The 25043-nt window shown below is 45.6% G+C and carries 19 protein-coding genes, 1 tRNA gene and 1 riboswitch; of the genes, 8 read left to right on the top strand and 12 right to left on the bottom strand.

What is annotated here, in order from left to right:
- Positions 1-128 precede the first annotated feature (128 nt).
- Positions 129-205, top strand: a tRNA-Asp gene (locus L4D05_RS21560).
- Positions 206-502: 297 nt separating this feature from the next.
- On the opposite strand, the gene lysC is transcribed toward L4D05_RS21560, so the two are convergent.
- Entirely contained in the window at positions 503-1852 is a 1350-nt protein-coding gene (gene lysC, locus L4D05_RS21555; protein WP_428795249.1) for a lysine-sensitive aspartokinase 3, read from the bottom strand.
- 102 nt (positions 1853-1954) lie between these two features.
- A riboswitch (Lysine riboswitch) is annotated at positions 1955-2132 on the bottom strand.
- Positions 2133-2319: 187 nt separating this feature from the next.
- Between lysC and L4D05_RS21550 the strand changes: the two genes are divergently transcribed.
- Positions 2320-3438: a pyridoxal-phosphate-dependent aminotransferase family protein gene (locus L4D05_RS21550; RefSeq protein ID WP_428753416.1), complete on the top strand. Its 1119-nt coding sequence runs from the start codon at positions 2320-2322 to the stop codon at positions 3436-3438.
- A 93-nt stretch (positions 3439-3531) separates the two neighbouring features.
- Here the strand turns inward: L4D05_RS21550 and L4D05_RS21545 are convergent, their stop codons facing one another.
- The 3 genes from L4D05_RS21545 to pepA form a co-directional block, all read right to left on the bottom strand.
- Positions 3532-6405: a valine--tRNA ligase gene (locus L4D05_RS21545; RefSeq protein ID WP_265677583.1), complete on the bottom strand. Its 2874-nt coding sequence runs from the start codon at positions 6403-6405 to the stop codon at positions 3532-3534.
- Positions 6406-6502: 97 nt separating this feature from the next.
- Entirely contained in the window at positions 6503-6958 is a 456-nt protein-coding gene (locus tag L4D05_RS21540) for a DNA polymerase III subunit chi (RefSeq protein ID WP_428795248.1), read from the bottom strand.
- Positions 6959-6996: 38 nt separating this feature from the next.
- Entirely contained in the window at positions 6997-8505 is a 1509-nt protein-coding gene (gene pepA / locus L4D05_RS21535) for a leucyl aminopeptidase (RefSeq protein WP_428795247.1), read from the bottom strand.
- 191 nt (positions 8506-8696) lie between these two features.
- On the opposite strand from pepA, the gene lptF reads away from it, so the two are divergent.
- Both lptF and lptG read left to right on the top strand, forming a co-directional pair.
- Positions 8697-9812, top strand: a complete 1116-nt coding sequence (lptF, locus tag L4D05_RS21530) for an LPS export ABC transporter permease LptF (RefSeq protein ID WP_428795246.1) — start codon at positions 8697-8699, stop codon at positions 9810-9812.
- A gap of 3 nt (positions 9813-9815) precedes the next feature.
- Positions 9816-10886: an LPS export ABC transporter permease LptG gene (gene lptG / locus L4D05_RS21525; protein ID WP_428795245.1), complete on the top strand. Its 1071-nt coding sequence runs from the start codon at positions 9816-9818 to the stop codon at positions 10884-10886.
- Between the two features lie 92 nt (positions 10887-10978).
- Here lptG and yacG read toward each other — a convergent pair whose 3' ends face one another.
- The 8 genes from yacG to nadC all read right to left on the bottom strand — a co-directional run bounded on the left by yacG (position 10979) and on the right by nadC (position 18279).
- Positions 10979-11176, bottom strand: coding sequence for a DNA gyrase inhibitor YacG (gene yacG, locus L4D05_RS21520; RefSeq protein ID WP_250617368.1), 198 nt, complete (start codon positions 11174-11176; stop codon positions 10979-10981).
- Between the two features lie 24 nt (positions 11177-11200).
- Positions 11201-11941, bottom strand: a complete 741-nt coding sequence (gene zapD / locus L4D05_RS21515) for a cell division protein ZapD (RefSeq protein ID WP_428753412.1) — start codon at positions 11939-11941, stop codon at positions 11201-11203.
- A 32-nt stretch (positions 11942-11973) separates the two neighbouring features.
- Entirely contained in the window at positions 11974-12582 is a 609-nt protein-coding gene (coaE, locus tag L4D05_RS21510; RefSeq protein ID WP_428795244.1) for a dephospho-CoA kinase, read from the bottom strand.
- Positions 12579-13454, bottom strand: coding sequence for a prepilin peptidase (locus L4D05_RS21505; protein ID WP_428795243.1), 876 nt, complete (start codon positions 13452-13454; stop codon positions 12579-12581). Before L4D05_RS21505 ends, coaE begins: the two co-directional genes overlap by 4 nt.
- Positions 13455-13496: 42 nt before the next feature.
- The gene (locus L4D05_RS21500; protein WP_428795242.1) at positions 13497-14723 is read right to left on the bottom strand and encodes a type II secretion system F family protein; all 1227 of its coding nucleotides are present in this window, start codon (positions 14721-14723) and stop codon (positions 13497-13499) included.
- Positions 14724-14800: 77 nt separating this feature from the next.
- Positions 14801-16489 carry a type IV-A pilus assembly ATPase PilB gene (pilB, locus tag L4D05_RS21495; RefSeq protein WP_428795241.1) on the bottom strand — a complete coding sequence of 563 codons (1689 nt, stop codon included), beginning with the start codon at positions 16487-16489 and terminating at the stop codon, positions 14801-14803.
- Positions 16490-16954 (bottom strand): pilin, encoded by a 465-nt coding sequence (locus L4D05_RS21490; protein WP_428795240.1) that lies wholly within the window; start codon positions 16952-16954, stop codon positions 16490-16492.
- Positions 16955-17388: 434 nt separating this feature from the next.
- Positions 17389-18279, bottom strand: a complete 891-nt coding sequence (nadC, locus tag L4D05_RS21485; RefSeq protein ID WP_428795239.1) for a carboxylating nicotinate-nucleotide diphosphorylase — start codon at positions 18277-18279, stop codon at positions 17389-17391.
- 135 nt (positions 18280-18414) lie between these two features.
- Between nadC and ampD the strand changes: the two genes are divergently transcribed.
- From ampD to aceF, 4 genes are all read left to right on the top strand, one after another.
- Positions 18415-18996 (top strand): 1,6-anhydro-N-acetylmuramyl-L-alanine amidase AmpD, encoded by a 582-nt coding sequence (gene ampD, locus L4D05_RS21480; RefSeq protein WP_428795238.1) that lies wholly within the window; start codon positions 18415-18417, stop codon positions 18994-18996.
- Between the two features lie 388 nt (positions 18997-19384).
- The gene (pdhR, locus tag L4D05_RS21475; protein ID WP_428795237.1) at positions 19385-20152 is read left to right on the top strand and encodes a pyruvate dehydrogenase complex transcriptional repressor PdhR; all 768 of its coding nucleotides are present in this window, start codon (positions 19385-19387) and stop codon (positions 20150-20152) included.
- Positions 20153-20207: 55 nt separating this feature from the next.
- Entirely contained in the window at positions 20208-22871 is a 2664-nt protein-coding gene (gene aceE / locus L4D05_RS21470) for a pyruvate dehydrogenase (acetyl-transferring), homodimeric type (RefSeq protein ID WP_428753401.1), read from the top strand.
- Between the two features lie 26 nt (positions 22872-22897).
- On the top strand, positions 22898-24796 hold the full coding sequence (gene aceF, locus L4D05_RS21465; protein ID WP_428795236.1) for a pyruvate dehydrogenase complex dihydrolipoyllysine-residue acetyltransferase: 1899 nt from the start codon (positions 22898-22900) through the stop codon (positions 24794-24796).
- Positions 24797-25043: the final 247 nt, after the last annotated feature.

Below are 25043 nucleotides of genomic sequence, written 5' to 3'. Positions count from 1 at the left end.
CAGAAGTGAAACGCAGTAGCGCCGATGGTAGTGTGGGGTTTCCCCATGTGAGAGTAGGACATCGCCAGGCTTTGAACAGACATCTATTTGAAGCACAACTTAGGTAAGACTTTAGATAGAGCCACTGCGGAGTGGTAGTTCAGTTGGTTAGAATACCGGCCTGTCACGCCGGGGGTCGCGGGTTCGAGTCCCGTCCACTCCGCCACTTATACTAAGCCTCAGTCGAAAGACTGAGGCTTTTTTACGTTTGAAGAAAATTGTCAGTGACGGGTCAGTCACTTTACCTTTTAGTCAGATAGGTGGTTGGTTACACCGATTCGAGCCCTGCTCACTCAGCCACTTATACCACGCCTTAGATTAGGCGTCCCCGTCAAAAGGTTAGGGAATTTTGACGCTATAAAATAGTATGTAATACTAAAAGCTTGCTTTAAGTTTAGAGTGTATAAAAAAGCCTAAGTTATGAACTTAGGCTTAGTATGGGACTTATTTAACTATATGATAACTATTCAAATAAGTCGATATGCAGCCTTTTCACTGCTTCTTTTGCAACATCTGAGTCAAGCAAGAAACATAAGTTGTGAGGGCTAGCACCGTAGCAGATCATACGGAGATTAAACTCCTCAAGTGTTCCAAATACCGCTTTAGCGGAACCTTTCTTTTCGCTCATGTTATTACCAATCAATGCGATTAGGCTAAGATCCTGCTTCACTTCGACGATACACAGCTCTTCGAGTTCTTTCTTCACATCTAAAGGTAGCTCAGGCGCTTTTCCGCTGGTGTCTGTTTGGTCAAGAGTTAATGAAACACTGACTTCAGAGGTTGTAATAAGGTCTACCGATATTTTGTGCTTGGCCAGTATGGTAAATACATCGGCTAAGAAACCGTATGCTTGGAACATTTTAGGGTTCCGTAGTGTCACCATTGTTTGGTTATTTCTCAAAGCTAATGCACGAAATAGCGGGGCACTTTCTACTGTTTGGCGTACCCAAGTTCCGCCTTCTTGTGGTGCTTTAGAGGACCCGACAAAAACTGGAATTTGATGCCTTAGTGCCGGCAATAATGTAGATGGATGGAGGATCTTGGCACCAAAGTTAGCCATTTCAGAGGCTTCACTAAAGCTGATTTCTGGAATAGGGCGAGCGTTAGGGGCGATTCTAGGGTCAGTAGTATAGATCCCTGGAACATCAGTCCAGATCTCTAAGCCACTTGCTTCGACAGCCTCTGCAATAAGAGCTGCGCTATAATCGCTGCCGCCACGGCCCAGTGTTGTGGTTTCACCGTCAATATCTGCGCCAATAAACCCTTGAGTGATGACAACATGCTTTTTACACAAAGGGATGAGGTTTTGCTCTGCAAGAGTTTTGGTTTGCTCTAGGTTCGGTTCCGCTTTTCCATAAGTACTATCGGTCCTTAGTACTTGGCGAATATCAAATCGAACAGCATCAATGCCACGCTCTCGCATTAGCTGTGCGAAAATGTGTGTCGACATTCTCTCGCCACATGCCACTAAGTGATCAGTCAGCTTGGCGGTAACATCAATACAGGCGACTTCTGATAATGTTGCTACTTTTTCAATGAGCGCGTTGATACGTGGCTCAATGGAGGTTGCATCCTTGAGTTGACTCAGTATAGCAACGTGAATCGCTCTGAGTTTTTCGATAAGTTCTAATCGTTCGTTATCATTTTTTACGCCATTAGCCAGTGAGACCAAGATATTTGTCACCCCTGAACATGCACTGCTTACCACCAGTCTTGTCTCAGGGTTATTTTCGATGATTTCAGCACAACGGCTCATGGCTTCGAAGTTGGCAACACTTGTGCCACCAAATTTAGCTACATTGAATGCGCTCACAGTTTTCTCCAGGATATTCCAATAAGTAAAATTACAGGGTTAAAACCCAACGTCCGATGTTTGAAGAGAAATAAAGAGTAGAGGCACATATGATAATGAATCGACCTCAGAAGCTCTTCACCAATTTGGTTTGGTGACAGTTAAAGGGATTCAGCCCAATTAACCGATAAACTAACCCATCAAATTTAGTTTATCTCGGCACTGCTCCCCATGAGTGAAATGTGTTGGAGTTGAGGCTCCACATCATCACTTGCCTGGGCAGTGCTCCTCTTCTGCTTGATAGCCTGTTTATTCAACGTTTTTGTGATGCAAATGTCAATGGAGTGAGGCAATTTAATAAAAATATGACCCCTCAAATTTGTTGCAAATTTGTTGATCTCATGCGTATTGTAGAACAAACTATTTAGCCTTAAAGATTCTTTACACCCAAGTAACCTCATTATTATTAGAAAACAAAAGGACTTTCGATGACGATTTCTAGCTTTGTACCCCCCCACAGGACACTCATGGGACCTGGCCCTTCAGACATCTACCCACAGGTATTACAAGCACTTAGCCGCCCGACTATTGGCCATTTAGACCCGTTATTTATTGGTATGATGGATGAGCTTAAGGCGTTACTCAAATATGCATTTCAGACAGAGAATGACTTTACCATTGCCGTCTCTGCTCCTGGCAGCGCAGGGATGGAAGCTTGCTTTGTCAATCTAATCGAGCCTGGAGATAAAGTCATTGTTTGTCGAAATGGTGTTTTCGGTGATCGTATGAAAGAAAACGTCATTCGTTGCGGTGGCGAAGCTATCCTCGTTGACGATGAATGGGGTAAACCTGTTTCTGTTGAAAAAGTGCAGCAAGCCATCTCAGACAACCCAGACGCGGTATTGTTGGCTTTCGTACATGCAGAGACTTCTACTGGAGCGGTAAGCGATGCTAAGCAGTTAAGTCAGCTTGCCAAGCAAAATGGTATGCTTACGATTGTCGATGCCGTGACGTCGCTTGGCGGTGTTCCATTACTTGTGGATGAGTGGCAACTTGATGCTGTGTATTCAGGTAGCCAAAAATGTTTGTCTTGTGTTCCAGGGTTATCCCCCGTTACTTTATCGCCTCTTGCTATTGAGCGAATTAAAGCGCGTAAAACACCCGTTCAAAGTTGGTTCTTAGACCAAAGCTTAGTGCTAGGTTATTGGAGTGGTGAAGGCAAGCGTAGCTACCATCACACAGCGCCAGTGAATAGCCTTTATGCTTTGCATGAATCCTTAGTGATACTGAAAAATGAAGGGCTCGAAAACGCATGGCAGCGTCATAAAGAGATGCATATTTTACTCGCGGATGGGCTAGAAAAATTAGGGCTGACTTTTGTGGTAGAAAAAGAGAGTCGATTGCCACAGCTTAACGCAGTGTACTTCCCAGAGGGCATTGACGATGCGGCAGTGAGGCAGCAATTGCTGGAAGGTTATAATTTGGAAATCGGTGCTGGTTTAGGTGCATTAGCAGGTAAAGCTTGGCGGATTGGCTTAATGGGCTATGCGGCAAGAAAAGAGAATGTTGCTTTGTGCCTTAAAGCACTGGAAACCGTGCTTAAATAGTTGATGATATTAAAAAGACCGAAAGCGTTAGCTTTCGGTCTTTTTATTCAAACTACAAATGCAGATGGACAATATCTGTTTAACGGTTAACCGTTATAGAGATGCAATCGTCTGTTTTTGCTCTTCAAGTTTAACTAAGGTTTCTTTGTAACCGTCAAGCTTTTCTCGTTCTTTAGTGATAACAGCTTCTGGTGCTTTGGCAACAAAACCTTCATTGCTTAGCTTGCCTTCGGTACGCTTAATTTCACCTTGAATCTTAGCCATTTCTTTATCGAGACGAGCAAGTTCGGCGTCTTTATCGATAAGCCCTGCCATTGGAATCATTAGCTCAGACTTACCAACGAGCTTAGTCGCACACGCAGGTGTTGCTTCGTTGTCGGCAAGAACTTTAATATCATCAAGCTTAGCAAGCGCATTAAGAACGATCTTATTTGCTTCAATACGATCCGCATCTTTCTCATCAGCGACTTTGATCATTACTTCTAAGCCTTTGCTTGGTGCAATGTCATATTCAGCACGCAAGTTACGGATTGCGGTAATGAAAGTCTTCACCCACTCGATGTCGTCAACGATCTCAGCATTGAAGTTCGCTTCATTAAACTGAGGAAGCGCTTGAGTCATGATCGTCTCGCCTTCTACACCGTCTACTAGCGGCTTAACGCTCTGCCAGATAGACTCTGTGATGTAAGGCAACACTGGGTGAGCAAGACGTAGCGTCTTTTCAAGAACCGTGATAAGCGTGTAACGAGTCGCTTGTTGCTGCGCTTCAGAGCCTTTCCAAAGAACAGGTTTAGTGAGCTCTAAGTACCAGTCACAGAATTGGTTCCAGATGAATTCATAAAGCGTGTTTGCTGCCATGTCTAGACGGTAGTTGTCTAGGTGAGCGTTAAACTCTTTCGCTGCAACTTCAAACTGAGATTCAATCCACTTATCAGCAAGAGAGAACTCCATGTTTGCACGATCTGGAGCAGACAGTGACATGCCACAATCGTGTTCTTCTGTGTTCATCAGTACGTAACGGCTTGCGTTCCATAGTTTGTTACAGAAGTTACGGTAACCTTCAAGACGCTTCATGTCCCAGTTGATGTCACGACCCGTTGAAGCCATCGCAGCAAGTGTGAAACGTAGTGCATCAGTACCGTATGGTTCGATACCATTTTCGAACGTCTTACGTGTCGCTTTTTCGATCTTAGCTGCCAGCTTCGGTTGCATCATGTTGCCACAACGCTTTTCGACTAGCTCTTCAAGGCCGATGCCATCAATCATGTCGATTGGGTCAAGTACGTTACCTTTCGACTTAGACATCTTATCGCCATTTTCATCACGGATAAGACCTGTCATGTACACGGTTTTAAATGGTACTTGAGCTTTGCCATCTTCGTCTTTCACGAAGTGCATGGTCATCATGATCATACGCGCAACCCAGAAGAAGATAATATCAAAGCCAGATACCAGTACTTCAGATGGGTGGAAGGTTTTCAGTGCGTCTGTATCTTCAGGCCAGCCTTGTGTGCCGAACGTCCAAAGTGCAGAAGAGAACCAAGTATCAAGAACGTCGTTGTCTTGCTTAAGGACAATAACAGGCGCTAGGTTGTTCTTTTCACGCACTTCTTCTTCTGTGCGACCAACGTAAACTTTACCATCGTTGTCGTACCATGCTGGGATACGGTGGCCCCACCAAAGTTGACGAGAGATACACCAGTCTTGCACGTCACGCATCCACGCAAAGTACATGTTTTCGTACTGCTTAGGTACGAATTGGATTTGACCATCTTCAACGGCTTTAACTGCCGGTTCAGCAAGAGGCGCTGTGCGCACGTACCATTGGTCAGTCAGCATTGGTTCGATAACCACGCCGCCACGGTCGCCGTAAGGAACGGTTAGGTCGTGATCTTTGATCTCTTCAAGCAGGCCAAGTTCATCGAATTCAGCAACGATAGCTTTACGAGCAGCAAAACGCTCCATGCCTTGGTATTTAGCTGGAATGTCTGTTGAGTAAACATCGCTTTCTTCGCCGTTCGTTGTGAATACTTCAGCAGCATCACGGATATCAGCGTTGAACGTTAGGATGTTGATCATTGGTAGGTTGTTGCGCTTGCCCACTTCGTAATCGTTAAAGTCATGAGCTGGTGTGACTTTCACACAACCCGTGCCTTTTTCCATGTCTGCGTGCTCATCGCCTACGATAGGAATAAGACGGTTTACAACAGGAAGTAGGATTTCTTTGCCGATAAGATCTTTGTAGCGAGGATCTTCTGGGTTTACGGCAACACCAGTATCACCAAGCATGGTTTCTGGACGAGTCGTTGCGACAACAATGTAGTCTTTGCCATCGGCGGTTTTAACACCGTTCGCTAGTGGGTAGCGGAAGTGCCACATAAAGCCTTTTTTGTCTTTGTTTTCAACTTCAAGATCAGAAATTGCAGTGTGCAGTTTAGGATCCCAGTTTACTAGACGTTTACCGCGGTAAATTAGGTCTTCTTCATACAGGCGAACAAACACTTCTTGAGTTGCAGCCGATAGGCCGTCATCCATAGTGAATCGCTCACGATCCCAGTCTACCGATGCACCAAGGCGACGAAGCTGTTGAGTGATGGTGCCGCCAGATTCAGCTTTCCATTCCCAAATTTTGTCGATGAAAGCTTCACGGCCGTAGTCGTGTTTTGTTTTGCCTTCTTCAGCGGCAATTTTACGCTCTACAACCATTTGTGTCGCGATGCCTGCGTGGTCAGTACCAACCTGCCATAGCGTATTTTTACCTTTCATGCGCTGAGCACGGATAAGGGTATCCATGATTGTATCTTGGAAGGCATGGCCCATGTGTAGGCTACCAGTGACGTTCGGTGGCGGGATCATGATGCTGTATGCTTCTTTTGAAGTGTCACCGTGTGGCTTAAAGTAGCCTTTCTCTTCCCAAGCTTGGTATAAAGCTTGTTCGATTGATGTTGGGTTATATGTCTTTTCCATAGCGTTCTGGATACTTAACTTATTAATACTGTGAAAGAAATCTGTCAAACCTTATAATTAAGCGTGATTATCGCTTACCTATAAGGATTGACCGTGATTAGGATTCAGTGTGCTGAATCTTGATGGTCTGTAGCTGGTAGCCTGCTTGACGGTAAATTTTATACCTTTCTCGAGCAAGTTGCTTAGCTTTTTCTTCGCAAGGCACGAAGTCTACCACTTGAGCGAATGTCTGGGCAAAGGTTGCGTGCGTCTCGGCAACATTTATCACCAGCTGACGGTTCCAGCTCGGTTTTAAGCCGTCAAATCCAATCTCTACAGGGGTACCATTTTTAGGACCCTCACCCACTAAATTGTGAGCGATAAACGCGCTCGCATCAACTTGCCAAAAGTATTCAGCCCAGGCTTCTGCGGAGACTCGGTCGGTGGCATTGAGATAAATTTTGGCACCTTGGCCAGTAAAGTGTCGGCAAAGATAGTGAACATAAGCAAAAAAGCCTGGCTGTGTATCTTCCAAGCTTTCTTCTTCAACGATATAAAATGTTGCAGTTTGCATAGCTACCTAAAAAGTAAAAGGGCCGTTAGGCCCTTTTTTTATTCTTCAGTTTCGTGGCCACTTCGATTCAGTAAGAATTGGACAAGTAGGGAGACAGGACGACCCGTTGACCCTTTCGCTTTACCCGATTTCCAAGCGGTGCCTGCAATATCTAAGTGCGCCCAATGATACTTCTTAGTGAAGCGGGATAAGAAACAACCTGCGGTAATTGTGCCACCCGGACGGCCGCCAATGTTTGCCATATCGGCAAATGGGCTGCTGAGTTGTTCTTGGTACTCATCGGCCATTGGTAGGCGCCAAGCGCGATCGCCAGCTTGCTCTGAAGCGTTAACTAACTCATGAGAGAGTGGGTTATGGTTAGAAAGGACACCACTGATATGATGACCTAGTGCAATAACACAGGCACCAGTTAGCGTTGCAACATCGACCACACACTCAGGCTCAAAGCGCTCAACGTAAGTGAGAGCATCACACAGTACTAAGCGACCTTCTGCGTCGGTATTCAGTACTTCTACAGTTTGGCCAGACATAGTCGTTAGAATGTCACCAGGGCGATAAGCGTTGCTGCCTGGCATGTTTTCACAGCCGGCAAGAATACCAATAACATTGATAGGCAGGTTCAACTTTGCCAAGGCTTTCATTGTACCCATGACAGAAGCCGCACCACACATGTCATACTTCATTTCATCCATGCCTTCACCCGGCTTGAGTGAAATACCGCCTGAATCGAACGTTAAACCTTTACCAATAAGTACGATAGGTTTTGCGTTAGAATCCGGGTTGCCTTTGTACTCCATGATAGACATCAGGGATTCATTTTTAGAACCGCGTCCAACCGCTAGATAAGAGGTCATACCGACCTTTTCCATCTCTTGCTCACCAATGATCTTGGTGGTCACTGTCTCGTAATCGTCAGCAAGACGACGAGCCTGAGAGGCTAAGTAGGCTGGGTTTGCAATGTTCGGTGGCATGTTGCCTAGGTCTTTCGATGTTTTTACACCTGACGCAATAGCAAGGCCGTGAGAAATGGCTTTTTCACCAAGGTTGAGCTCACGACGTGTCGGTACATTAAACACCAATTTGCGTAACGGGCGACGCGTCTCTGGTTTGTTGCTCTTGAATTGATCAAAGGTGTAAAGGCCATCTTTTGTCGCTTCAACCGCTTGGCGCACTTTCCAGTACGTATCGCGACCTTTAACGTGCAGTTCTGTCAGAAAGCATACCGCTTCCATAGAACCGGTTTCATTTAAGGTGCTGATGGTTTTTTGGATAATCTCTTTGTATTGACGCTCACCCAGCTCTCGTTCTTTGCCACAACCGACCAGTAGAACACGCTCAGAAAGCACGCCTGGTACTTGATGCAACAGTAGCATTTGCCCTGGTTTACCTTCTAGGTCACCACGACGTAGCAAAGAGCTAATATAGCCATCACTGATTTTATCGAGTTGCTCTGCAACCGGAGAGAGACGACGTGGCTCAAATACGCCGACGACAATGCAAGCACTGCGTTGCTTCTCTGGACTGCCACTTTTAACACTAAACTCCATGCGTACTCCTACATCCTAAAGACAAATAGAACTAAATGTTGGATAATCAATTATCAAAGTTTGAATCATAGCCGTTAGTTCGGCCTATAATTGTAAGATAAAAATTGATCCAAAAAGTAAAAAATAAAAGGTTTATCCGAAAACTATAGCGATTCAACCAAAAAAACAAGTTTTGTATAGGTGTTTTCACTGTGATTATTGTTAGATATTTGATCAGAGAAACAGTTAAGAGCCAATTAGCCATATTTTTTGTGCTCTTTTTAGTGTTTTTCAGCCGTCAATTTATCAATGTGCTTGCGGATGCTTCTGATGGAGATATTCCCGCTGGACTTATTATGACTCTCGTTGGTATTAGCATGCCTACGATGGGCTTATTGATGTTTCCATTAAGTATTTACATCGGAATTTTGGTGACTTTTGGGCGACTTTACGCCGAAAGTGAAATAACGGTGATGAATGCGACGGGGATAGGGAACAAATTTCTCATTCGCGCGGCGATGTACCTCGCCGCGATCACCTGCGCGCTTGCTGCATTTAATGCGTTTTGGTTAGCGCCTTGGACACAAGAACAAGAAGTACAAATACGGGAGAAATTGGCCTCAGAGAATTCAGTAGAACTGCTACAGACGGGACAATTTCAACGCACTCCCGATGGCACTTCGGTGGTTTTTATCGACAGCATTAAAGATAAAAAGCTCGAAAACGTGTTTGTTGCACAACTTAGCCCCCGTGATACGGTTTTACCGAGTGTCATTTCATCCCAATCTGGTGAAGTGAAAGAGCTCAGTGATGGTCGCCAGATTATCGCTTTGTATGATGGTGTCCGTTATGAAGGTGCACCAACACGTTTAGAGTACATGGTGACGGAGTTTTCTGATTACGAAGGCATGATCGGACAACGAGAAGCGCAAGCTCGAGGGCGCTCTTGGATGGCGATACCGACGTTGGATTTGCTTTCTAATCCAGATCCGAAAGCTCAGGCTGAATTACATTGGCGAATTTCACTGGTGATCTGTATCCCGCTTCTGACGATGCTCGTGGTCCCGCTCTCTGCTGTGAACCCAAGGCAAGGGAAGTTTGCCAAAATGGGCCCGGCTATTTTGGTTTATTTCACCTACTTTTTGGCGATTAGTGCCATGAAGTCATCGCTAGAAGATGGCTCTGTTCCGTCTTACATTGGATTATGGCCAATTAATATCGCTCTTTTGTTCACGGCCATCATGGTCAACGCTTACGACACGGTGGGTATGCGCAAGTTTCGGGAGAAATTTAGGCAAAAGCGTTACAAACGAAAAGAGGCAGCCTAATTCATGTTTAAAATTTTAGATGTCTATGTTGGTCGTACCATCATTACCACCATCTTGTTGGTGCTTGCGGTATTTGTTGGTTTGTCAGCGGTCATTAAGTATGTGGAGCAACTGCGCTCTGTCGGCGAAGGTAGCTACGATCTCTTGTCAGCACTGTACTTTGTGCTGTTAGGAATGCCTCGCGATATAGAGCTATTCTTTGCTATGGCATCACTGTTAGGGGCGTTGATCGGCTTAGGGATGCTAGCCAGTAGTTCCGAGCTTGTCGTCATGCAAGCGGCGGGTATCTCGAAAGTGCGGATTGGTTTATCGGTGCTAAAAACCGCAGTACCACTGATGATTATCGTGATGGCGCTGGGTGAATGGGGCGCTCCAACGACGCAGCAGATGGCGCGAGACTTACGCTTACAAGCGACTTCGGGCGGCAGCATTGTTTCGGTGAGAAATGGTGTGTGGGCGCGTGATGGTAATGACTTTATTTTTATGTCGAGTGTCAGTGATAACACACTGACTGGATTAAACCTGTGGCGGTTTGATGAAAATAAAAAGTTAACCAGCACAATTTTTGCTGAAAGCGCCGATTACATTGGCAAAAATGGTTGGGTCATGAACGATGTTCAGGTAACCAATTTGGAAAATACGGAAGCTTTCACTAAAGAAACGTTTCCGACATATCAATGGGAAACGTCCTTAGTACCGGATAAGTTGAAAGTCGTGACGGTTGATTTGAATGAATTGCCGATCAGTGGTCTATACGATTATATGAAGTACCTAGAAGCGTCCGAACAAGATGCTTCTCGCTACGAATTGGCATTCTGGCGCAAAGCTACGCAGCCTATCTCAGTGGGTGTCATGATGTTGATGGCTCTCTCGTTTGTTTTTGGCCCGTTGCGTAGTGTGACTATGGGGGCTCGCATTCTTTCTGGTGTTGTTGCTGGATTTACTTTTTATATTTCTAGTGAGTTCTTTGGACCACTGAGTTTGGTGTATGGTATTCCGCCCGTCTTCGGTGCTCTGGGACCTAGTCTCATTTTCTTATTGATTGCTACCCTGTTGCTGCGAAGAAAACTGTAGTGACGTAGAAAGATAGCAAAATAAAAAAAGTTAAATAAAAAGGCTGAGATGATTCTCAGCCTTTTTATTATCTGCTCGATTGTACATGTAAACTAGTACTGGTCTTCTGACCAACCGTCGCTGTCAGACATATCGGGCGCGCCAGCGATAGCATTTTCTTCGTCAGCCCATTCGCCGAAATCAATCATTTGGCATTGCTTCGAGCAAAAGGGCCTGAACGGGCTTTCTTCTGCGCTCCATATCACATCGACCTTACATTGAGGGCACTGAACGATGGTTGGTTTACTCATAATTGGATCCATACTTCACATTGTTTAGCTGCAAACAGCCAGTTCAAATTCAACATCGTTAGGGTAGGCTTGTCCCGACTCAAAGGCAATAAACTTAATAGCAAATCGGTTTTTGTGGCCTGAAATCATAGGATAAACACCACACTCCATTGGAATGGTGAGTCTTAGAATATTGGCTTCTTCGGCATCACTTTGATAAAAGCCAGAACGTGCAATCTGAGGTTTCATCCGCCCAGTCTCTCTTGTGAGCTTTAGCCACATGCTGAGGGCATTCATGAGTGGCTTGAGATTGCCGAGCCACTTCTCCGCATCGTGCATGCGCTTTTCTAAAGGCAGATGGAGCCAATAGTGTAGGGATGGTAAATCGAAGCAGCACGAGCCGCCTGGCAAGCCAAAGCGTTGACGTATGGCGCTGAGAAAACGGTCTTCTCGAAGTGACTGACCAAAACGTTCTGCCATCATAAGTTCTTTATGAACAACGTCGATATCTCGGAGCAGGTTACCGAGCATTTCTTGATCGACATCGTCGATGTTTAACCACGAACGATAGGTCTGTCTTTGTTTCTCAAGATCTTTTGCTAATTCACTCTTGAGTTGCATCTGTTCAAATATCTCCAATAAATCAAATAGTGATTTAAAGAAAATTTGGTACTGATGACTGTCCGAAAATGACGAAGAATGCTGAAGCTGTCTCAGGAGAGATTCAACTCTTAGGTAAATTCTAGTTTTTTCATTAAGAGGATGTTCGAATCTATTTGTTGTCATTTCACTAGCCTTTAAACGCTTCCCTATTATTTTCACCGATTTTGACTGCACAATGCTAGGTACTTTTGGTGTAATTGTGTGACTTGGGACAAAAGTTGAGCGTTGTTCGTATTATTATCAATCACATCATCGGCATACGCTAGTCGAGTTTCTCGGTCAGCCTGTGAATTGAGTATAGAACGCACTTGTGATTCTGGTACACCGTCTCGTGTCATTGTTCGGTAAATTTGCGTTTCTTCATCGACATCAACCACCAAGACGCGATCGGCCATGCTATTTAAACCGTTTTCGATTAATAGTGGTACAACAAAAAGCGTGTAAGGGCTTGTTGAGTTATCCAGTAACACTTGCATGCGCTGGCGAATCATCGGATGGAGTAGGTTATTGATCCATTGCTTATCCTGTTCACTAGCAAAAATATGTTCTCTTAGTGCTGTGCGATTCAACTCCCCACTAGGCAGCAGTATTGATGGACCAAATTGCGCAGTTATTGCGTTGAGTCCAGTGGAGCCTTTTGCCACGACTTCTCGCGCCACCACATCGGCATCGACCAACTCGATATTAAACTCATCACGAAAAAGGTTCGCCACCGTGGTTTTCCCACTCGCTATCCCCCCGGTTAGTCCAATGACATAACTCATAAACTGGCTCCCACAAAAGCAGTTAAGTAGTAATTGATGATGGCATCTCCCCACAGCGCGCATACCCAACCCGCTATGGCTAAATAAGGACCAAAAGGGAACGCCATATCAATGCCCTTTTTTTGTAGTCGAAGTTGGATGAGGCCAAATATAACCCCGACCACAGAGGAAAGTAACACAATGATGGGAAGGTGCGCCCATCCTAGCCATGCACCTAAGGCTGCCAGCAGTTTAAAGTCACCATAGCCCATGCCTTCTTTACCCGTGAGCAGTTTAAATGCCCAATAGACAGACCAAAGACAGAGATAGCCAAGCATGGCGCCAATAACGGAATCCATTAGAGAAATGGGAGAAATGCCGAATAACGCCAGTGAGATACCTGCCCACATAAGCGGCAGTGTTAGCTGATCGGGCAGTAGCATCGTATCAAGGTCAATAAACGTTGCAGCGATGAGCGTAAAAGTAAATGCAATTAAGGCAACGCTGTAAAGGCTGTACCCTAATTCAAACGCCACGATAGTGGCGAGTACGGCGCTGAGCAATTCAATAATAGGGTAGCGTGCGCTTATTTTATTACCACATTGGCGGCATTTACCTTGTAATAATACCCAGCTTAAGACGGGAATATTGTCCACTATTCGTATTGCGGTTTGGCACTTAGGGCAGGTTGAACGAGGAATACTCAGGTTATAGTCGCCTTGAGGTGGCTCAATATGATATTCGGGAAATGCCTCAGCACATTCTTGGCGCCAACCTCTTTCCATCATGATGGGCAGACGGTGTATCACCACATTAAGAAAACTGCCAACAATTAGGCCAACAATGGCGGCGAAGACTGAGTAAAGCCAAGGATAATAGGTAAAAACGTCCATTTTTGAGTGCTAGCCTAAAGAATCAACAGGTTATTGCCTATGTTAGCCTATTACCGACATTAAGTTAAAGATAGGAAGGTACATTGCGACCACTAATCCTCCCACCATCGTCCCTAGAAAAACAATAATGAATGGCTCGAGTATTTTTCCGAGATTATCGACGGTGTTATCCACCTCAAATTCATAGATGGCCGCAATTTTATTCAGCATGTCATCAAGTTGCCCTGATTCTTCACCGATCATGACCATTTGTAGCACCATCTCGGGGAAGGCATTGGCGTTGCGCATGGCAAGGTGAATAGGGGTGCCTGCGACGACATCGCCATGAATCGAAAGAATGGATTGTTGATAATAGGTGCAGTCGGCGGTTTTCGCACTGGCCTGGATACTCGATAAAATAGGGATCCCTGAGCTAAAGCTGGTGGCTAGGGTACGGCTAAACTTAGCGATTGAAGCCTTGGTGATGATACCTCCTATGATGGGGATACGAAGGGACAAGCGACTAGTTTGCAGTTTAAACGCGGCATTTTGCTTTCTTAATAAGCGAAACATAACAAGGGCGACACCGATACTGATGATGAGCATGGTCCCGTTAGCTTGTAACCAATGCGAGGCTTGCAGAACTTGTAAGGTAAACCAAGGCAAGGTGGCGTTAAATCCTTTGAACATGCTTTCAAACTCTGGGATCACTTGTGTCAACATTAAAAAGGTGACGATGAACGAGACCAAAAGTACCATGCCGGGGTAGATGAGAGCTTTGACGACTTTGGACTTTAGTGCTTCTTGTTTTTCTCTATACAGTGCGAGACGCTCGAAGACCGCGGGTAAGTTTCCCGATGTTTCACCAGTTGCGACCATGTCGACGTAGAAGCTATCGAAATGCACACTGGCCATTTGCATGGCTCGTGAGATAGGTGTCCCAGCTTCAATCGCTTTACATATTTGCCCGAGCACCGACTTCATTTCCGCCTTGGTGTGATTATCTGCGACTAATTTAAGCGCATGGATAATGGGAATACCAGTACCTAACATAGTGGCGAGCTGACGTGTCAGTGTGGTGATATCTTGTCGTTGGATGCGATGCGTGAGCTTAGTCCAAAGGGATACACTATGGCGGGTGATTTTCTTAATTTGAACATGTTGGCTTTTAAGCTTATCCCTAACCTCACTTTCTGTCATGGCAAGCGTATGACCCGACACTTTTTTTCCGGTGCTGTTGATGCCTTTCCAGCGAAAGGTTTTTAGCGGAATAGCTTGTATTTTCGCCATTGTCGTTCCCTTCAAAGTGATACAGAGCTTGCTATGCAAAGATGATAATGTTGAATCTAAGTCTTAAAGTACCTGGCCTAGAAATAGAGCACACGCTGCAGCTCCTTAAAGCTGGTGATCCCTTGCTCAAGTTTGGTGATTCCTGATTGTTTTAAGGTGAGCATGCCTTGCGACTTGGCGATAGACTCTAGCTCTTGGATACTGGCATTTTGCATGACCGCCTCAGCGAGCTCAGCCGTAAAGGGCATCACTTCATAAATACCTGTCCGTCCTGAGTAGCCGTGATTGCAGGCGTTGCAGCCTTTTTCATTGGCTTGATAAATGGTTATCGTTGGTGATAAAGCGAGGTTGTGCTGTAACCCAATTGGTAGTAATTCAGGCGTTTTACAGTGATTGCAGAGTTTACGAGCCAGTCGTTGGGCGATGATTAGGGACAGCGACGATGCAAGGTTGAAAGCGTCGATGCCCATATTTTGCAGCCGAACTACGGTTTCAATCGCAGAGTTGGTGTGCAGGGTGGATAGGACTAAGTGACCAGTTTGCGCCGCTTTTACCGCAATTTCTGCGGTGTCGAAATCTCGAACTTCTCCTACCATGACAATATCAGGATCCTGTCTTAAGAACGATCGCAGCGCTTCTGGGAAACCAAAGCCGATTTTGGGGTTAACTTGCACTTGGTTGATGCCATCAAGATGGATCTCGACCGGATCTTCTGCCGTTGAAATATTGCGATCCGCAGTATTGAGAATGCTCAAGCCGGTATAGAGTGACACGGTTTTGCCACTGCCAGTCGGACCGGTGATGAGGATCATGCCTTGCGGCTTTTTAAGTGCATCAAGGTAAAGCGTGCGTTGTTGTGATGTATAACCAAGTTGATCAATGTTCAAGTTGGCCGAGCCGCCATCAAGGATCCGTAAGACAATTTTCTCACCCCACATGGTAGGAAGTGTTGATACTCGCATATCCACGGCGGCGCTGTCGGACAGTTTAAGTTTAATCCGACCATCTTGTGGTAAGCGACGTTCGGCAATATCGAGCTTGGCCAAAATCTTAATTCGGGCAGAGAGACGCCTGCTGAGGTGCCCTGCTGGTTGGTGGGTTTCAATTAAAATGCCGTCACAGCGCAAGCGAATGCGGTAGACGTGTTCATAGGGTTCAAAGTGAATGTCGGAGGCTTTCTTGCGAACTGCATCAATGAGGACTTGTTGAATAAAGCGGCTAACAGGGGATTCATCGAGACTTAAATCTTCGATGTTATCCAATTCTGCATCGGTAACTTGTACTAGGTTGGCTAAGTCATCGGAAGTGAGATCCTTGCTGCTATTTTGCCAACTGTCTCCTGTCTCTCCATACATACGCCGAATGGCGGCGCGAATGTCTTGATGACACGCTAAAACTAGCTCAATTTGCATGCCAGTGGCAAAACGAAAGTCATTTTCAACATGCTGTAAAGTGGGATCGCCAATAGCGATGGTGAGCACGCCATTAAATTGCGAAAGGGGCAGGGCGCTGTGGTTGGTGATGGCGTCGCGTAACCCTAAACGCTGGCACAGCTCAGTAAAATCAAAGTTATGAATCGGCGTCACCGCCAGGCCGAATAACAAACTCAGCTGGTGGGTGAATTCCTGTGGCGCGAATAGATTCAGCTCAAGCACCGCATCGGGCGCGGAACAGCCCGATGTGGCGATGAGGTCTAACACCGACTCCGCTTGCGACGCACTAATCAGGCTAGCGTGCTGCAAGATAGAGGGGAGGTTGGATTGCATTTATAAACTGGAGTCGGTAGAGCAACCTTTCGGTAAAACCCCAGAGCTCGCTGAGGCTGTACTCTTGCAGCTCCAACCACCACTTTCATCTCTAACCAGTCCTAGCTTTGTTGATTTAATTGCTGGACTAGAGTCTGTCACGTCTGAGAAATCCACAATAACTTTACCAGCGGAACTAACACCAACTCTAGAGCTAGTAATTGCACCACTTAGTGACGAAGGAAATCCTAGTAGTTCTTTTACCCCTGAATCGCTAGAGTTTGGAAAGCTTCCTTTTTCGAGGGTATAAGTCTCGATGTTAGACTTTAACCCTGAAAGTGTAGCAAGGGCTGATGCCGCTTCAGCTTTTGCTACATATTTTTGATACTGAGGAAGAGCAACTGCCGCTAAAACCCCAATTACCGCCACAACAATCATCAACTCAATCAAGGTAAAGCCTTGTTGTTTATTTGTTTTTCTCATCATCTTGTCCTTAGAATAGTGATACTTAGCTACAGTAGGTATCAGACTATACGCAATAAAGCGCACAATGGTTGGTCTACGAGTGAGTCGGGAAATTTTTGGGATGTGTTGCAAGGTATGCAGGCGAGGTTGCGAGTGGGGTTGAGTTTTGGGTTGTAGGTGGGGAAAGAGCGGTTCTATGGCCCTGTGGCCCTATGGTTTAAGGGAAGAGCAGTTCCTAGTTCCTAGTTCCTAGATGGGGATACTGAATTAACAGTATTATTTGACAGGTTGAGCATTAAACATAGTCTGGGACCACAGGACCACAGGACCACAGGACCACAGGACCACAGGACCACAGGGTCACAGACATAAAAAAAAGCGAAGCCTAACCAGACTCCGCTCAGTTTAATTTTTCTCTAGGACCTAGGACCTAGGACCCCGCTCTTAAACCGCTCCTACCCCTTAAACCTCATCGATAAATCCATCGCTTTTAAATGCTTCGTCAGCGCGCCAACGGAAATATAATCAACGCCTGTTTCTGCAAACTCTTTGATGGTGTCCATCGTGATGTTCCCAGAGTTTTCTAGTGCAGCGCGGCCTCCGTTGATCTTCACGGCTTCACGCATCATGTCGGTCGTAAAGTTATCCAGCATGATGATGTCGGCCCCCGCTTCGATGGCTTGGTTTAGCTCTTCAAGCGATTCCGTTTCTACTTCAACAGGTTTGCCTGGATTTAACTGCTTAGCCGTTGTGATAGCTTTGGTGATACCGCCACACGCGATGATGTGGTTCTCTTTAATTAGGTAGGCATCAAAGACCCCAATACGATGGTTGAAACCACCGCCACAGGCGACCGCGTATTTAAGTGCGCTACGCAGACCTGGAATGGTTTTACGGGTGTCTAATAAGCGGCACTGTGTGTGGGCAATCTTTTCAGCGTATTGGGCAGTAATGGTCGCGCAGCCAGATAGCGTTTGGATGAAGTTCATCGCATTGCGTTCGCCGGTTAATAGAATACGAGCTGGGCCTGACATAGTACAAAGGACTTGGTTAGGTTCCACTTTATCACCATCATTAACATGCCAATCAATGGTGACTTCACCACCGAGTTGCTTGAACACTTCGTCCGCCCACATTTTGCCGCAAAAAACACCGTGCTCACGGGTAATGATAGTCGCGACATTTTGCGTTTCCGCAGGGATCAAGCTGGTGGTGATGTCGGCGCTTGCATCTAGCGTTCCGCCCAAGTCTTCACGAAGTGTATCGGCGACGGCACGAGTAATTTCAGTAGGAAGTTGTTGCTTTAAATACTCAAGGCGTTCTTGGCTGTTATGTGTGTTTTTCATCGCTTAAGGAATCTATATGGGGGAACAAAGTGGGCATGATACTCTGGCTTGTGCGTAATTTCAGCATCAATTCTCGCATTTTGTTGGTTGTTGGATAAAATCATAGCGAACCTTGTGCAGATGGACATCATTAGTATGCAAAACCCCAATATGACTCAGCGTGAAGCTGCCACACTTGCCGTAGATGAACAAGGCTGGTATTTACCGGCTCGACGTGTGCCATCGCCACACTTTGACGCCCGTAGTGATGAGCAAGATATCTCTTTGCTGGTGGTGCATAACATCAGTTTGCCGCCCGGGCAATTTGGTGGCGATCATATTGAATCATTTTTTCAGGGTAACTTGGATGCGAATCGTCATCCATTTTTTAAGGTCATCGAGAATATGCGTGTTTCTGCCCACTGTCTCATTCGGCGTGACGGAGAGGTAGTGCAGTTTGTCCCGTTCTCTGCTCGTGCTTGGCATGCGGGTGTATCGAGTTTCGCTGGGCGAGATAAATGCAATGATTACTCAATAGGGATCGAGTTAGAAGGGACGGACTTTTTACCGTACAGCCCAGAGCAGTATCAGAGCTTGGCTGAACTAACTAAGGTTATTTTGTTGTATTATCCGCAAATTACCCCTGAGCGGATAACTGGACATCAATATATTGCCCCTTTGAGAAAGACTGACCCTGGATTGGTTTTTGACTGGGTGCGGTTCAAACAAGGGCTATGATTAAATACTAATACCACCAATGGGTTAGACCTCCTCAACATCGATATATTTATTTTGTTACTTAAATTATTAAAAATAGCTTGTCTCATCCTGCAAGCTTTTTTTGATTTCGATCAACTTCCCTCACTCAATCGTCACGTTCTTACTTGTTGATTTATAATGATTTTTCTAGCACGAAAAACGCCCGATAGGTTTCTTGTATGTAATTGGTATGACCAAGTCTGTTGGTGTTTTAATCAATAAATGTTTCATTGCTGTTAATGTGCCGCCGCTTCTATGATGTGAATCAATTTTTAGCTAGACATTTGCGTTTTAAATGTGTTAATTTTTAGCCCAACTTGAAATTGGTAATACCAATTCACTGCATAAGAAAAGTAGAACTATAGCCATGGCTTATCAAAGGATTCGTCAGCCCAAACTTTCGGATGTTATCGAACAGGAACTTGAGCGGTTGATCGTCGAAGGAACACTTTCTGCGGGGCAGCAGTTGCCACCAGAACGTGAACTGGCAAAACAATTTGATGTTTCTCGACCTTCGATTCGAGAAGCAATTCAGCGCTTGGAAGCAAAGCGCCTGCTAACCCGTAGACAGGGTGGCGGTACGTTTGTTAGTGACAATATATGGAAAAGTTTTTCAGATCCTTTGCTAGAGCTACTTTCATCTCACAATGAAACCCAGCTTGACTTGCTCGAAGCTCGTCACGCGATGGAAGGTATTTCAGCTTATTTTGCAGCGTTGCGTGGTACCGAAGAAGATTTTGCTCAGATAGAAAGTTGCTTAGTTAATATCGGTGAAGCGCAAGAAAAGCGTGATGTAGAGGAAGAAGCGTCTGCGGTTATGGCTTTTCTTATTGCCTTAACAGAGGCGGCTCATAATGTGGTTTTATTACATATTATTAGAAGCTTAGCACCACTACTTGAGCAAAATGTTCTACAAAATTTAAAGTTATTACATCGCCGCACTGAAGTGTCGGAGAAAGTCAGTAAACATAGAGCTAATATTGTAGATGCGATTGTTTCTGGTCAGCCTGAAAAGGCGCGAGAAATGTCTCATTCACATTTAGCGTATATCGAAGAAACATTGCTGGATTTGACGCGCGAAGAATCACGCCGAGAGCGTTCTCTACGTCGAATTCAGCAGGGTAATGAGTCGTAATCAAGCGACGCATTAAATGTTTAGTAGAATCCAACTAACAAAAGGATAGATCGCCATGTCTGACATGAAGCATGACGTTGATGCTCTAGAAACTCAAGATTGGTTACAAGCACTAGAGTCAGTAGTACGCGAAGAAGGCGTAGAACGCGCACAATATTTACTAGAACAAGTTCTAGATAAAGCTCGTTTAGACGGCGTTGATATGCCAACTGGTATCAACACTAACTACATCAACACCATCCCAGCAGCACAAGAGCCAGCTTACCCAGGTGACGTCACTCTTGAGCGTCGTATTCGCTCGATTATTCGCTGGAACGCAATCATGATCGTATTGCGTGCTTCTAAGAAAGACCTAGACCTTGGTGGTCACATGGCTTCTTACCAGTCAGCTGCTGCGTTCTACGAAGTATGTTTCAACCACTTCTTCCGTGCTCCAAACGAGACGGACGGTGGCGATCTAGTTTATTACCAAGGCCATATCTCTCCTGGTATCTATTCTCGTGCATTCGTTGAAGGTCGTCTTACTGAAGAGCAGCTAGACAACTTCCGTCAAGAAGTAGATGGTAAAGGTATTCCTTCTTACCCGCACCCGAAACTGATGCCTGAGTTCTGGCAGTTCCCTACCGTATCTATGGGTCTTGGCCCTATTTCTGCTATCTACCAAGCGCGCTTCCTTAAGTACCTTGAAGGCCGTGGTCTGAAAGAAACGTCAGCGCAACGCGTATACGCGTTCCTAGGTGACGGAGAAATGGATGAGCCAGAATCACGTGGTGCGATCTCTTTCGCTGCGCGTGAGAAACTAGACAACCTATGTTTCCTAATCAACTGTAACCTACAGCGCCTAGATGGCCCTGTAATGGGTAACGGTAGCATCATCCAAGAACTGGAAGGCCTATTTAAAGGCGCAGGTTGGAACGTTGTTAAAGTTATCTGGGGTAGTAACTGGGATTCTCTATTAGCTAAAGACACCACTGGTAAGCTTCTTCAACTAATGAACGAAACTATCGATGGTGACTACCAAACATTCAAATCTAAAGATGGCGCCTACGTACGTGAGCACTTCTTTGGTAAGTACCCTGAAACAGCGGCACTTGTGGCTGATATGACGGATGACGAAATCTTCGCGCTTAAGCGTGGTGGTCATGACTCTTCTAAACTGTTTGCTGCATTCAACAATGCAAAAGAAACAGGTGGCAAGCCAACGGTAATCCTAGCTAAGACAGTTAAAGGTTACGGTATGGGTGATGCAGCAGAAGGTAAGAACATTGCACACGGTGTTAAGAAAATGGACATGACTCATGTTCAACACCTGCGTGACCGTCTAGGCCTACAAGATATTCTTTCTGATGAGAAAGTAGCTGAGCTACCTTACTTGAAGTTGGAAGAAGGCACGGCAGAGTACGAATACTTACATGCTCGTCGTAATGCTCTACATGGTTACACACCTGCGCGTCTGCCTAAATTCACTCAAGAATTTAAAGTGCCAGAGCTTGATGCATTTGCACCACTACTAGGTGAGCAAAAGCGTGATATCTCTACGACAATGGCTTACGTTCGTACTCTTAATATCCTGCTTAAAGATAAGAATATTGGTAAAAACATTGTTCCTATCATTTGTGATGAAGCACGTACGTTCGGTATGGAAGGTCTGTTCCGTCAGGTGGGTATCTACAACCCGCATGGTCAAGAATATACTCCTGAAGATAAGGGCATTGTTTCTTACTACAAAGAAGCGACGTCTGGTCAAGTTCTTCAAGAAGGTATCAACGAGCTAGGTTCAATGGCGTCTTGGGTTGCTGCGGCAACGTCATACAGCACCAACGATCTACCAATGATTCCATTCTACATCTACTACTCAATGTTCGGTTTCCAACGTATTGGCGACATGGCATGGCTAGCTGGTGACCAACAAGCTCGTGGCTTCCTATTGGGTGCTACTGCAGGTCGTACAACGCTAAACGGCGAAGGTCTGCAGCACGAAGATGGTCACTCGCACATTATGGCGAACACAGTACCTAACTGTATTTCTTATGACCCAACGTTTGCTTACGAGCTAGCGGTAATCATGCAAGACGGTATTCGTCGCATGTACGGTCCTGAGCAAGAGAACGTTTACTACTACCTAACAGTAATGAACGAGAACTACGCAATGCCAGCAATGCCAGAAGGCGCTGAAGAAGGCATCCGTAAAGGTATCTACAAGCTTGAGTCTCACGCGGGTACTAAGGGCAAAGTTCAACTAATGAGCTCTGGTACTATCATGAACGAAGCGCGTAAAGCTGCTGAAATTCTAAGTGAAGAGTACGGCGTAGCCTCTGATGTCTTCTCTGTCACGTCGTTCAACGAACTGACTCGTGACGGCCAAGCGGTAGAGCGTGACAACATGCTTCACCCAGAAGCGGAAGAGAAAGTCCCGTACATCACAACCGTTCTTGGTAAAGAACCTGCGATCGCAGTGACGGATTACATGAAGAACTACGCTGAGCAAGTTCGTGCATTTATGCCAAGCGAATCATACAAAGTACTGGGTACTGATGGTTTCGGTCGCTCTGATAGCCGTGAAAACCTACGTCGTCACTTCGAAGTTAACGCAGGTTACGTAGTGGTAGCAGCGCTGACTGAGCTGGCTAAGCGTGGTGATGTTGAAAAATCAGTAGTTGCAGAAGCGATTGCTAAATTTGGCATCGACACTGAAAAAACTAACCCGCAATACGCATAAGACTTCCATTAAGGTAGGAAAATACAATGACAATCGAAATTAATGTACCAGACATCGGTGCAGATGAGGTTGAAGTAACTGAGATTCTGGTTAACGTTGGCGACAAGGTTGAAGAAGAACAGTCACTGATCACTGTTGAAGGCGATAAAGCTTCTATGGAAGTTCCTGCGTCTCAAGCGGGTATCGTTAAAGAAATCAAAGTAGCAGAAGGCGATTCTGTTTCTACTGGTTCTCTTATCATGATCTTTGAAGCGGAAGGTGGTGCAGCAGCACCGGCTGCGCCAGCAGTTGAAGCGGCGGCACCTGTTGCAGCTGCTCCTGCGGCCGCTGAACTTAAAGAAGTTCACGTTCCTGATATTGGCGGTGATGAAGTTGAAGTCACTGAAATCATGGTCGCTATCGGCGACGCAGTAGAAGAAGAGCAATCGCTTCTTACTGTTGAAGGCGACAAGGCTTCAATGGAAGTGCCTGCACCATTCGCAGGCATCGTTAAAGAGATCAAGATCGCTTCTGGTGATTCAGTGTCTACTGGTTCTCTAGTAATGGTATTCGAAGTGGCTGGTTCAGCGCCGGCAGCAGCTCCTGCTCCTGCGGCAGCACCAGTTGCAGCGACTCCAGCAGCATCTGCTGAGAAAGAAGTCAACGTACCAGATATCGGTGGCGACGAAGTCGAAGTGACTGAAATCATGGTAGCGGTTGGCGATACAGTAGAAGAAGAGCAATCTCTCATTACTGTTGAAGGTGACAAAGCTTCAATGGAAGTCCCTGCACCATTTGCTGGTACAGTGAAAGAAATCAAGATTGCAGCTGGCGATACCGTGTCAACTGGCTCTCTAATCATGACGTTTGTCGTGGAAGGCGCAGCACCTGCTCCTGTTGCAGCACCTGCACAAGCAGCCGCTCCAGCGGCGGCGCCTGCCGCATCGGCGGACCGTCCTAAATCAGAAGCACCTGCAGCGGCTCCAGCAGCAAATGACTTCCAAGAAAACAACGATTACGCTCACGCTTCTCCAGTTGTGCGTCGTCTTGCTCGTGAGTTTGGCGTTAACCTTTCTAAAGTTAAAGGTTCAGGTCGTAAGAGCCGTATCTTGAAAGAAGATGTTCAGTCTTACGTGAAAGAAGCGCTTAAACGTCTTGAGTCTGGTGCAGCAGCATCTGGTAAAGGCGGTGATGGTTCAGCACTTGGCCTACTACCTTGGCCAAAAGTTGACTTCAGCAAGTTTGGTGAGACGGAAGTTCAAAAACTGTCTAAAATCAAGAAAATCTCTGGTGCTAACTTGCACCGCAACTGGGTAATGATTCCACATGTTACACAGTGGGATAATGCTGATATCACGGCGCTTGAAGCATTCCGTAAAGAGCAAAATGCGATTGAAGCGAAGAAAGACACAGGCATGAAGATCACACCACTTGTGTTCATCATGAAAGCGGTCGCGAAAGCACTAGAAGCCTTCCCTGCATTTAACTCTTCACTATCTGAAGATGGTGAGAGCATCATTCTGAAGAAATACGTGAATGTTGGTATTGCGGTTGATACGCCAAATGGCTTGGTTGTTCCTGTCTTTAAAGATGTGAACAAAAAAGGCATTTACGAGCTATCTGAAGAGCTAGCAGTAATTTCTAAGAAAGCACGTTCTGGTAAACTGACTGCAGCCGATATGCAAGGTGGTTGTTTCACAATCTCTAGCCTAGGTGGCATTGGTGGTACTGCATTTACGCCAATCGTTAATGCACCAGAAGTGGGTATCCTAGGGGTATCTAAATCTGAAATGAAGCCAGTATGGAACGGGAAAGAATTTGAACCGCGCCTACAGCTTCCACTTTCTCTATCCTACGATCACCGAGTGATTGATGGTGCAGAAGGTGCACGCTTCATTACTTATTTAAACAGCTGCTTGAGCGATATTCGCCGTTTGGTACTGTAACAAATAAATAGAAAGTAGGGCGGCTGAAACAGCCGCCCTTATTGACAAAATTCAATGACAATTTGATGATACTGTAATTTTTACAAATCGAATTGTTGTCTAGCTCACAGGCTAAATTGATTTACTTTTCACACCATTAACATCTCTGTAAACTGTTGGCGGTCTGAATTACATTGTTTAAGCAACATACATTTAGATAATGTTGTTTAAAACAACGTCTCAATATAAGAAATCAATACCCACTCAG

It is taken from the genome of Vibrio nomapromontoriensis, from assembly GCF_050337205.1.
Classification (GTDB): Bacteria; Pseudomonadota; Gammaproteobacteria; order Enterobacterales; family Vibrionaceae; genus Vibrio; species Vibrio nomapromontoriensis.
Note: the sequence above shows the minus strand (reverse complement) of the source record. Positions and strands in the feature narration are given on the sequence as shown.